This window comes from Bacillus sp. L75, from assembly GCF_003676355.1.
In the GTDB taxonomy this organism is placed as follows: domain Bacteria; phylum Bacillota; class Bacilli; order Bacillales; family Bacillaceae; genus Bacillus; species Bacillus velezensis.
The window spans coordinates 78,903-90,435 of the sequence record NZ_ML064903.1; the positions used below are offsets into that span (position 1 = coordinate 78,903).

The following is an 11,533-nucleotide window of genomic DNA, read 5'->3' on the forward strand; positions in this document are numbered from 1 at the left end:
CTCACCTTTGTCATGATCTGATGTAATACGAAAAACAAAACAAAAGGTTTCATTTTTTAAGAAGAAATAGATAAAAACATTTACCCGTTTTTCAGGCGAATTAATCGTATGCTTCAGCATTGGTTTTGTATAATAAGAAGGGTAGTGAAAAAAAGGAGGTTTATTGATGACAAAATTAGATGAAAAGCTCACCATGCTGAAAGCGTTAACGGATGCAAAAGGGATACCGGGAAATGAGAGAGAAGTAAGACAAGTGATGAAATCATACATAGAACCATTTGCTGATGATGTCACAACAGACCGGCTGGGAAGCTTAATCGCCAAAAAAACGGGCAAAGAAAACGGTCCGAAAATCATGATCTCAGGGCATTTAGATGAAGTCGGTTTTATGGTGACGCAAATCACTGATAAAGGCTTTCTCCGCTTTCAAACCGTCGGCGGCTGGTGGTCTCAGGTCATGCTGGCCCAGCGCGTCACCGTCGTGACAAAAAAAGGGGACATCACGGGGATCATCGGTTCGAAACCGCCTCACATTCTGCCTCCTGACGCCAGAAAAAAAGCCGCCGATATTAAAGAGATGTTCATCGATATCGGGGCGTCCAGCCGTGAAGAAGCAATGGAATGGGGCGTTCTTCCGGGTGACCAGATTGTGCCGTATTTTGAATTTACAGTGATGAACAATGAAAAACATTTATTGGCGAAAGCATGGGACAACCGTATCGGCTGTGCGATTGCCATCGATGTATTAAAAAAACTGAAAAACAGCGATCATCCGAATGAAGTATACGGGGTCGGAACGGTTCAGGAAGAAGTCGGGCTGCGCGGGGCGAAAACAGCGGCACATACGATCCAGCCTGATATCGCGTTCGGTGTGGATGTCGGAATTGCCGGAGATACACCGGGAATTTCCGAAAAAGAGGCGCAAAGCAAAATCGGCGAAGGGCCGCAAATTATTCTGTATGACGCGTCAATGGTATCTCACAAAGGGCTGCGCGACCTTGTCGTGAACACGGCGGAAGAAGCGGGAATTCCGTATCAATTCGATTCCATTGCCGGAGGGGGCACGGATTCAGGTTCCATTCATTTAACCGCAAACGGAGTGCCGGCGCTGTCCATTACGATCGCGACGCGCTACATTCACACTCATGCCGCTATTTTGCATCGGGATGATTATGAGAATACGGTAAAATTGATCACAGAAGTGATTAAAAAATTAGACCGGGAAACAGTTGACCGTATTACTTATCAATAAAGATACGGAAGAATCTGCTTTTTTAAGCAGATTCTTTTTTTTGTCTGTACAAATATGAACCCTGCGTCTACAATAAGAGAAGACATAGCAAAAATCTGACAACATGTTTTTGAAAGCGCTTTAAAAAAGGGAGGGTTTACAAATGAAAAACAGATTCAGACGCATGATCCGCTTTTCATGCGCAGCCGTTACAGCCGGTCTGCTGCTGATGTCTTCATCTCCGGCATCTGCCGCGTTTTGGGGGGCATCAAATGAATTGCTACACGATCCGACAATGGCGAAGGAAGGAAACACGTGGTACGCTTTCGGAACCGGTTTGGAAGGGGAGAGGGGGCTTCGCGTCTTAAAGGCGGGCAGCGGCGGCGTATGGACCGTTCAGAAATCAATCTTTACTTCCCCGCTGTCATGGTGGGGCAATTATGTGCCGAATTACGGGCTGAATCAATGGGCCCCCGATGTTCAATATTTTAACGGAAAGTATTGGCTGTATTATGCCGTTTCTTCATTCGGCAAAAATACCTCCGCGATCGGTCTTGCATCATCTACAAGCCTCAGTTCGGGAAACTGGAAGGACGAAGGGCTCGTCATCCGTTCAACAAGCGCCAATAACTACAATGCAATTGATCCGGAGCTGACAATTGATAAAGACGGAAACCCTTGGCTTGCCTTCGGTTCTTTTTGGAGCGGCATTAAGCTGACAAAGCTTGATAAAAATACAATGAAACCGACGGGATCACTTTATTCCATCGCTGCCAGACCGAATAACGGCGGAGCTTTGGAAGCGCCGGCCATCACCTACCAGAACGGCTACTATTACTTAATGGTGTCGTTTGATAAATGCTGTTCAGGCGTGAATAGTACGTACAAAATCGCTTATGGAAGATCCAAAAGCATCACCGGCCCATATCTCGATAAAAGCGGGAAAAGCATGTCAGAAGGCGGAGGGACGATTCTTGACTCCGGCAATGACCGCTGGAAAGGCCCGGGCGGTCAAGACATTGTGAACGGGAATATTTTAGTGCGTCATGCGTATGATGCCGAAAACAGCGGAATTCCGAAGATGCTCATCAATGATATCGATTGGAGTTCAGGCTGGCCTTCCTATTAATTGATCAGCCGGGCATGTGTGTCCGGCTTTTTTACTTGCAATAAAAGATTGACAGTTTGATTCCTCCTTAACTATAATAAAATTGTTCGTACAAATAAAAGGATAGAAGTTTTGTTATTTATATTCGTACGTATATTTTTAAGAATGCAAGCGCTTTATTTTGATAGGAAGGGGAAATGAATGTGCTTCAGAACAAAGAATATGAATTTTGGTTTGTAACGGGAAGCCAGCACTTATACGGAGAGGAAACGCTGCAGCTTGTCGATAAACACGCAAAGGGAATATGTGACGGCCTCAGCGGGGTGTCATCAAGATACAAGATCAGGCATAAACCGGTTGTCACGTCATCTGAAACGATCAGAGAGGTTTTGCGGGAAGCGCAGTATCAAGAAAACTGTGCCGGGGTCGTGACGTGGATGCATACATTTTCCCCTGCGAAAATGTGGATTGAAGGTCTTTCCGCTTTTCAAAAGCCGATGCTTCATCTGCATACCCAATATCACCGAGACATCCCGTGGGAAACGATTGATATGGACTTTATGAACAGCAACCAATCCGCTCACGGAGACCGGGAATACGGGTATATCCAGTCAAGAATGGGGCAGACGAGAAAAGTCATCGCAGGCTATTGGGATGATGAGGAAGTCAAACATGACATTTCGCAATGGATGAACACTGCTGCCGCTTGGAATGAAAGCAGGAATATTAAAGTAGCCCGGTTCGGCGACAATATGCGGAATGTGGCGGTTACTGACGGAGACAAAGTCGGCGCCCACATCCAATTCGGTTGGCAGGTTGACGGGTACGGAATCGGCGATCTTACCGAGGTGATGAACAACGTCACCGGCGCAGAAATTGAGGCGCTTTATGAGGAATACGACAAATTGTATGTCATCAGCGGCGAAACAAAACGGGATGAAGCAAAAGTTGCTTCCATTAAAGAACAGGCGAAAATTGAACTCGGATTAACGGCCTTTCTCGAACGGGGCGGATATACAGCGTTTTCGACCTCCTTTGAAGTTTTGCACGGAATGAAGCAGCTTCCGGGTCTTGCCGTTCAGCGTCTCATGGAGAAAGGTTACGGATTTGCCGGCGAAGGCGATTGGAAAACGGCTGCCCTTGTGCGAATGATGAAAATAATGGCGGACGGAGAACAAACCTCCTTCATGGAAGATTATACGTACCATTTTGAACCGGGGCGTGCGATGATTCTCGGATCACATATGCTTGAAGTATGTCCGACGATCGCCCTTGATCAGCCGAAAATCGAAGTCCATCCTCTCTCAATCGGAGGGAAGGAAGATCCGGCCCGGTTGGTCTTTAACGGAATCGGCGGTTCAGCCATCATCGCCAGCATCATTGATATCGGCGGGCGATTCCGTCTCATTCTGAATGAAGCGGAAGGCAGGGAAATTGATCATGATATGCCGAATCTCCCTGTGGCGCGGGTGCTGTGGAAGCCGGAGCCATCGCTGAAAACAGCTGCAGAAGCATGGATTTTGGCGGGAGGCGCCCACCATACTTGTATGTCCTTCCGGCTTACGGCTGAACAGATGCTTGACTGGGCTGAGATGGCAGGCATTGAAAGCATCTTTATTTCCCGCAATACCGAAATACATGAGCTGAAAAAAGAGCTGAAATGGAATGACGTATTATACCGGCTGGGAGGGAATTGATATGGCGTATACGATTGGTGTTGATTTCGGCACATTGTCCGGCCGGGCGGTGCTTGTCAATGTCCGCACGGGCGAAGAAATCGCGTCTGCGGTAAAAGAATATACTCATGCCGTCATCGACCGCACGCTGCCGAAGACGGGTGAAAAACTCCCTCGGGACTGGGCGCTTCAGCATCCTGCCGATTATATCGAAGTTCTGGAAACGGCGATTCCGAACCTGCTTCAAGAGGCGGGCGCTGATCCAAAAGACGTGATCGGCATAGGAATTGATTTTACCGCCTGCACGATTTTGCCGATAGACGGCGCGGGGCAGCCGCTTTGTATGCTGCCGGAATTTGAACGGGAGCCTCATAGTTATGTGAAGCTGTGGAAGCATCATGCGGCTCAAAAACATGCAGACCGTTTGAACACGATTGCCGAAGACACAAAAGAAACATTCCTTAAAAGATACGGCGGTAAAATTTCTTCTGAATGGATGATCCCGAAAATCATGCAAATCGCGGAAGAAGCGCCGCATATATACAAGGCGGCAGATCGGATTGTGGAAGCGGCAGACTGGATCGTCTATCAATTGTGCGGTTCATTGAAGCGAAGCAACTGCACGGCCGGCTACAAAGCAATCTGGAATGAGGAGACGGGGTATCCGCCGGATCATTTTTTTGAAAAGCTCAACCCGTTAATGAAAACGATTACAAAAGATAAATTAAGCGGCACCATTTATTCAGTCGGGGAAAAGGCAGGAGGTTTGACCGAAAAAATGGCGGAGCTGACCGGGCTTCTGCCGGGGACGGCCGTTGCCGTCGCCAATGTCGACGCCCACGTGTCAGTGCCCGCGGTCGGTATTACAGAGCCGGGGAAAATGCTGATGATTATGGGAACGTCTACCTGCCATGTGCTGCTCGGCGAGGAAGAACATATCGTCCCCGGTATGTGCGGGGTCGTCAATAACGGCATCTTGCCCGGATATGCGGGATATGAAGCGGGACAGTCCTGTGTCGGCGACCACTTTGAATGGTTCGTCAAAACGTGCGTTCCGAGAGACTATGAGAAGGAAGCTGAGGATAAACACATAGACATTCACGAGCTGCTCAGCAAAAAAGCAGCTGAACTTGTTCCGGGGGAAAGCGGCCTTCTCGCGCTTGACTGGTGGAACGGAAACCGGTCAACCTTGGTGGACGCCGATTTGACGGGCATGATGCTCGGCATGACGCTGCACACGAAGCCGGAAGAAATCTACAGGGCATTGATTGAAGCGACGGCGTTCGGAACGAGGATGATTATCGAAACGTTTCGGGAAAACGGCGTTCCGGTCGAGGAGCTTTACGCAGCCGGAGGAATCGCCGAAAAAAATCCGTTTGTCATGCAGATTTATGCAGACGTCACAAATATGGACATTCAATTATCCGGGTCTCCGCAGGCGCCGGCACTGGGCTCCGCGATTTTCGGAGCGCTCGCCGCGGGACGGGAAAACGGGGGATACTCCAATATTGCTGAAGCATGTGCGCATATGGGGAAATTAAAAGACGGCTCTTATGTCCCGGATCGAAAAAGAGCTGAGATTTATGACAGCTTATATGCGGAATATAAAGAGCTCGTTCACTACTTCGGCAAAGAAAACAATGTCATGAAACGCCTGAAAGCCATTAAAAACCGTGATTTTGCGAAAGGGGGAAGCCGCCATGCTTGAAGCGTTAAAAGAAGAAGTGCTCGCTGCCAATCTGAAGCTTGAGGAACATAACCTTGTCACGTTTACATGGGGGAATGTCAGCGGCATTGACAGAGAGAGCGGGAGAATCGTCATTAAACCGAGCGGTGTCGATTACAGTGAGCTGACCGCTGACAAACTGGTCGTCCTGAATGAGGACGGAGACATTCTCGAAGGCTCGCTGAAACCGTCTTCTGACACGCCGACCCATCTTTATCTGTATAAAGCGTTTCCGTCTATCGGTGGAATCGTTCATACGCACTCCCGCTGGGCGACGAGCTGGGCACAGTCCGGAAGAGACATACCCGCTCTCGGAACGACTCACGCGGATTACTTTGAAAGCGCTATACCCTGCACGAGGGAAATGTATGAAGAAGAAATTGTGAAAGATTACGAATATCATACAGGCAAAGTCATAGCCGAAACTTTTCAAAACGAACCGTATGAACAAAACCCGGGTGTCCTCGTCCACAGCCACGGCCCGTTCTGCTGGGGAACGGACGCGCTGAATGCCCTGCATAACGCCGTTGTGCTCGAAACGGTAGCGGAAATGGCCTACCATTCTCTTATGCTGAACAAACAGCTCAGTCCGATCGACAGAGTGCTGCATGATAAGCATTTTTACAGAAAACACGGGGCGAATGCTTATTATGGCCAAACTTGACGCAGCCGGGTTTCTGATTGATTTAGACGGAACCGTATTCAGGGGGCGGGAGCTGATTGACGGCGCAAAAGAAGCCGTTCATACCCTTCAGTCACTGGGCAAAGCCGTTGTCTTTTTAAGCAACCGCGGCAATCTATCAAGAGCAATGTGCCGAAAGAAACTGCTGGGTGCCGGTATCCGCACGGATGAACGGAGCATCGTGCTGTCCTCCAGTGTGACGGCATCATTTTTAAAGAAGCATTATCCTTTGTCAAAGGCGTGGGTGTTAGGAGAAAAAGGGCTGACTGATGAACTCGCTTTAGCGGGTGTCGCCCTGGCGCAAAACCCGCAGGCGGCAGACTGGCTTGTCATCTCCCTGCATGAAACCGTCACCTATGAGGATCTGAATCTCGCTTTTAAGGCGGCTTCCTCCGGCGCGCGCATCATCGCCACGAACCGGGACCGCTCCTTTCCGAATGAAGGCGGCCATGCCATGGATGTCGCGGGAATGATCGGGGCCATTGAAGCATCCGCCGGAGCAAAAACGGAGCTTGTCATCGGCAAACCGTCTTGGCTGATGGCTGAGGCGGCATGTGAAGCGCTCGGACTTCCCTCTGAGGAATGCGCCATTATCGGAGACAGCCTCGAATCAGATATCGCAATGGGCAGCCTGTACGGGATGAAAAGCGTATTGGTTCTGACGGGGTCGGCCAAACTTGGGGAGCCCCGTCTATATGAACCTGACATCGTCCTTGATTCTATTAAAGACCTGACAGAATTAGCGAAGGAGGGAACCCTTTTATGAAACGTTCTCCTGAGGACATTCAATCCGAGTTTGACAAGGAAGGGGCCAGCCGCTCACCGATTCAAATAGAAGATATCGTGATCGGGGCGAATGCAAAAGAAGAGCTTCTCAGATTTCTGCAAAAAAAATGCTGGAATCATCCGGTCATCGTCTGTGACCGGAACACGTACGAGGCGGCGGGGCGTCTGCTTGCGGACGAATTGAGGGCAGGCGGGATCAAAGCGTCAAAAGTCATTATTCCGGAGCATGAAGCCGGGGCCGCCGCGGCTGATGAGAGGACATTGGTCTATACGCTGATCAATCTCGCGGAAGAGACGGATGTCATCATTGCGGCCGGTGCAGGAACGATTCACGACATTACGCGGTTTGCCGCCTGCCAGCGCGGATTGCCGTTTATCTCATTCCCCACCGCTCCGTCAGTCGACGGTTTTACGTCGGCGGGAGCGCCGCTCATATTAAACGGAATCAAAACGACGATTCAAACGAAAGCGCCGATCGCCTTATTTGCGGATACGAATGTATTAAAAGAAGCGCCCCGTTCAATGACAGCCGCGGGCTTCGGAGACATGCTCGGAAAAATAACATCGCTGGCAGATTGGGAGATTTCCCGCAGGCTTGCGGGTGAGCCGTACTCAGAAGCCGGGGCGAAGCTTGTGAAAGACGCGCTTTGGCAGTGCATTGATCACCGCGCTGACATTGCCATGGGAACGGAGGCCGGCATTCAGATGCTGATGGAAGCGCTGATCGTTTCGGGTCTTGTCATGCTTGCGCTTGACCACTCCCGCCCCGCCTCAGGAGGAGAACATCACATCTCGCATTGGATTGAGATGGAAATGCTGAAGGCAAAACAGCCTCCGATTCTCCACGGTGCGAAGGTTGGCTGTGCGTGCGCGGTGCTGAGTGATATTTACAAAGAACTGGCTTGTCACGAAAAGCTTGCTGAACTGCCGCCGCACTTTCGCGAGGCGATTCAATCTGCATATGAAGGGCTTCCCGACGGCAAGACAATTGCCGGGTGGCTCGCATCTGCGGGAGGTCCCGCCTGTTTCGATGAGATCGGTGTAAAACAGGACCTTGTCAGCGATGCGCTTAAGCATGCGCACACACTGCGAGACCGTTATACCGGTTTAACCATCATAAATGAAAATGCAGCGCTCTTTGCACATCATTTGCATCAATAGCCGCACGGCCTAAAGTGGAAGGGGTAATGACATGAAAAAAACGACCGCTGTATGTTTGGTGCTGATGATGCTCTTCTTGTTTACCGCCGGCTGTTCACAAGAACGGACTGCCGGCCGGCCGGGAGAAACAGAGCTGACGTTTTGGACATTTAACGGTCTGCACGAACAGTTTTATCAGGAAATGGTCAAAGAATGGAATCAGAAATATCCGGATCGCAAAATCAAGCTGAATACCGTTGTTTATCCTTATGGACAAATGCATGATAATTTATCGGTTTCACTGATCGCGGGTGAGGGGCTTCCCGATATAGCAGACGTGGAATTAAGCCGGTTCTCGAACTTTCTGAAGGGTAAGGATATCCCGCTTGCCGATCTGACGCCGCTGATTGAAAAAGACCGCGATAAGTTTGTGGAAGCGCGTCTGGCCTTATACAGCAAAAACGGAAAATTGTACGGCCTTGATACACATGTGGGGACGACCGTCATGTTTTACAACATGGATATCATGAAAAAAGCGGGCGTTGATCCCGCCTCCATTAAAACATGGGAAGATTACCGGCGGGCAGGGAAAAAAGTGCGTGAAGCCGCTGGGAAACCGATGGGAACGGTTGAAACAAACGACTCCGCCACATTTCTATCCATGATTTCGCAGCAAGGGTCAGGCTACTACAGCAAAAACGGAAAATTGATTCTGAACAGCAAGACGAATACAGACACACTGAATTATGTAAAGGACATGGTAAATGATAAAACCCTTCTGCCGGCTCCCGGCGGCGGCCATCACAGCGAAGAATACTACGGTTTTATGAATCAGGGCGGGGCAGCCTCAGTGCTGATGCCCATTTGGTACATGGGACGGTTTATCGATTATATGCCTGATTTAAAAGGAAAAATGGCGATTTACCCTATGCCGGCCTGGAAAGAAGGCGGTGACAGATCAGCGGGTTTAGGCGGAACAGCCACCGTCGTGCCGAAGCAGGCTGAACATCTGAAGCTCGCGAAAGAATTTCTCGGTTTTGCGAAAGGTTCGAAGGAAGGGAATATAAAGCTTTGGACGGTGCTCGGCTTTGACCCGCTCCGCTGGGACGTGTGGGATTCAAAAGAATTGAAGGAGAAAAACAAGTACACGGATTTCTTCCGGAACGGTACGTCAATTTTTTCCTCGCTCCTTGAAATAAAAGATGAGATCAATCCGATTTATCTGCATGAAGACTTCTCTAAAGCGGCTGATCTCGTTGTCAGACAAGTGCTGTTCGATGCGCTGAAGACGCAGGAAAAAACACCTAAGGAAGCCTTGGACGAGGCGGCAGAGCAATTAGAGAAATAGGAGAAGCCGCCCTATTTAACAGTGAAAGCGGGGGAGCTTTTATGAGACCTGTAAAGACAGAGACAGCGCAAACCGTTTCTGCAGTCCGGAAGAAGCCGCGCCGGTGCAATGTGCTGTATTCAAAAAAAGCGGCGCCTTATCTTTTTACGGCGCCATTTATCATTTCGTTTCTCGTTTTCTTTTTGTATCCGATTATCAGCGTGTTTATCATGAGCTTTCAACGGATACTGCCGGGAGAAATTACATTTGTCGGGTTTTCCAATTATACCGCTCTTCTTAATCCAACCTTTTATACGGCATTATTTAACACATTGGAATATACCTTCTGGACGCTGATCGTGCTGATTCCGGTGCCGCTTCTTTTGGCGGTGATTCTGAATTCGAAGCTCGTCAGGTTCAGAAATGTGTTTAAATCGGCTCTGTTTGTACCGGCTTTAACATCGACGATCGTAGCGGGGATTATTTTCCGTCTGATGTTCGGAGAAATGAATACGTCGCTTGCAAACGAGCTGATGATGAAGCTTGGCGCATCACCCCAAAACTGGCTCAACAACAAAGGTACCGGCATGTTTTTAATGGTACTGCTTGCGTCATGGAGGTGGATGGGGATTAACATTCTTTACTTTCTGGCGGGATTGCAAAACGTGCCGAAAGAATTGTATGAAGCGGCTGAAATTGACGGGGCGAGTACGTGGAAAAAGTTCCGGCATATTACCCTTCCATTTTTAAAGCCGGTGTCCGTTTATGTGTTAACGATCAGTATTATCGGCGGTTTCAGAATGTTTGAGGAAAGCTATGTGCTTTGGCAGAATAATTCCCCGGGCAATATCGGCCTCACGCTTGTCGGTTATTTATATCAGCAGGGGCTTGCATACAACGAAATGGGGTACGGGGCCGCAATCGGAATTGTCCTTTTGCTTGTCATCTTACTAGTCAGTCTTGTTTCACTGAAACTGTCCGGTTCGTTTAAAGGGGAGGGATAAGCGGTGCGTAACAATCACATGTTTTCCGTGTACAGAGTCGCGTTTACCTTGTTTTTTATCATGCTGAGCCTGTTGTATATCTTTCCGATGATCTGCCTATTGCTCGGTTCTTTAAAGCCGTCATCTGAGCTGATGCGCATCGGGCTGAATCTGCGCCTTGATCCGGATGTGATGAGCCTTGATAACTACACCTATTTGTTCAACGGGGGGAGCATTTATTTCAAATGGTTTTTTAACAGCCTGCTTCTCGGCGTTCTCACCACGGTTCTCACGCTGTTTTTTTCCTCTTTGATCGGCTACGGACTCGGTGTCTACGAATTTAAAGGCAGAAATATTATTTTCGTTCTTGTGCTGATCATTATGATGGTGCCTCTTGAAGTGATGATGCTCCCGTTGTTCAAATTGACGGTGGGTCTTCATTTGATCGATTCTTATACGGGAGTGATTCTGCCGTTTATTGTGTCACCTGTCGCCGTGTTCTTTTTCCGGCAATATGCGCTCGGACTTCCGAAGGATCTGCTTGATTCAGCGAGAATGGACGGCTGCACCGAATTCGGCATTTTTTTCAGAATTATGGCGCCGCTCATGAAACCGGCATTCGGGGCAATGATCATTCTTCAATCTTTAAACAGCTGGAATAACTTTTTATGGCCGCTGATCGTGCTTCGGTCGAAAGAAATGTTTACGCTTCCAATCGGACTTTCAGGGCTGCTGAGTCCGTACGGCAACAACTATGACATGCTGATTTCCGGGTCCGTTTTTGCGATACTGCCGGTGATCATCATATTCTTGTTTTTCCAAAAATACTTCATTTCCGGACTCACAGTAGGCGGAGTGAAGGGATAGAGAGAGG

10 protein-coding genes are annotated in these 11,533 nt (G+C 49.0%); all 10 read left to right on the forward strand.

Annotated features, from left to right (window positions below; translation table 11 throughout):
* Positions 1–166 precede the first annotated feature (166 nt).
* A complete protein-coding gene (locus D5S11_RS06565) occupies positions 167–1,252 on the forward strand; it encodes a M42 family metallopeptidase (protein WP_085342250.1) in 1,086 nt (361 codons plus the stop codon).
* Between the two features lie 142 nt (positions 1,253–1,394).
* Positions 1,395–2,360 carry an arabinan endo-1,5-alpha-L-arabinosidase AbnA gene (abnA, locus tag D5S11_RS06570; RefSeq protein ID WP_015387871.1) on the forward strand — a complete coding sequence of 322 codons (966 nt, stop codon included), beginning with the start codon at positions 1,395–1,397 and terminating at the stop codon, positions 2,358–2,360.
* Between the two features lie 182 nt (positions 2,361–2,542).
* Positions 2,543–4,036: an L-arabinose isomerase gene (gene araA / locus D5S11_RS06575; protein ID WP_042635733.1), complete on the forward strand. Its 1,494-nt coding sequence runs from the start codon at positions 2,543–2,545 to the stop codon at positions 4,034–4,036.
* Position 4,037: 1 nt separating this feature from the next.
* The gene (gene araB, locus D5S11_RS06580; RefSeq protein WP_007408100.1) at positions 4,038–5,723 is read left to right on the forward strand and encodes a ribulokinase; all 1,686 of its coding nucleotides are present in this window, start codon (positions 4,038–4,040) and stop codon (positions 5,721–5,723) included.
* A complete protein-coding gene (araD, locus tag D5S11_RS06585; RefSeq protein ID WP_020956179.1) occupies positions 5,716–6,405 on the forward strand; it encodes an L-ribulose-5-phosphate 4-epimerase in 690 nt (229 codons plus the stop codon). The genes araB and araD overlap by 8 nt, the downstream gene beginning before the upstream one ends.
* Positions 6,383–7,189 carry a sugar-phosphatase AraL gene (locus D5S11_RS06590; RefSeq protein ID WP_371833771.1) on the forward strand — a complete coding sequence of 269 codons (807 nt, stop codon included), beginning with the start codon at positions 6,383–6,385 and terminating at the stop codon, positions 7,187–7,189. Before araD ends, D5S11_RS06590 begins: the two co-directional genes overlap by 23 nt.
* Positions 7,186–8,370 (forward strand): sn-glycerol-1-phosphate dehydrogenase, encoded by a 1,185-nt coding sequence (locus D5S11_RS06595; RefSeq protein ID WP_106080220.1) that lies wholly within the window; start codon positions 7,186–7,188, stop codon positions 8,368–8,370. Before D5S11_RS06590 ends, D5S11_RS06595 begins: the two co-directional genes overlap by 4 nt.
* Before the next feature lie 31 nt (positions 8,371–8,401).
* Positions 8,402–9,697 (forward strand): arabinooligosaccharides ABC transporter substrate-binding protein AraN, encoded by a 1,296-nt coding sequence (araN, locus tag D5S11_RS06600; RefSeq protein WP_012118143.1) that lies wholly within the window; start codon positions 8,402–8,404, stop codon positions 9,695–9,697.
* 41 nt (positions 9,698–9,738) lie between these two features.
* Positions 9,739–10,680, forward strand: coding sequence for an arabinooligosaccharides ABC transporter permease AraP (araP, locus tag D5S11_RS06605; protein ID WP_108724792.1), 942 nt, complete (start codon positions 9,739–9,741; stop codon positions 10,678–10,680).
* Between the two features lie 18 nt (positions 10,681–10,698).
* Positions 10,699–11,526, forward strand: coding sequence for an arabinooligosaccharides ABC transporter permease AraQ (gene araQ, locus D5S11_RS06610; protein ID WP_007612991.1), 828 nt, complete (start codon positions 10,699–10,701; stop codon positions 11,524–11,526).
* The last annotated feature ends 7 nt before the right edge of the window (positions 11,527–11,533 follow it).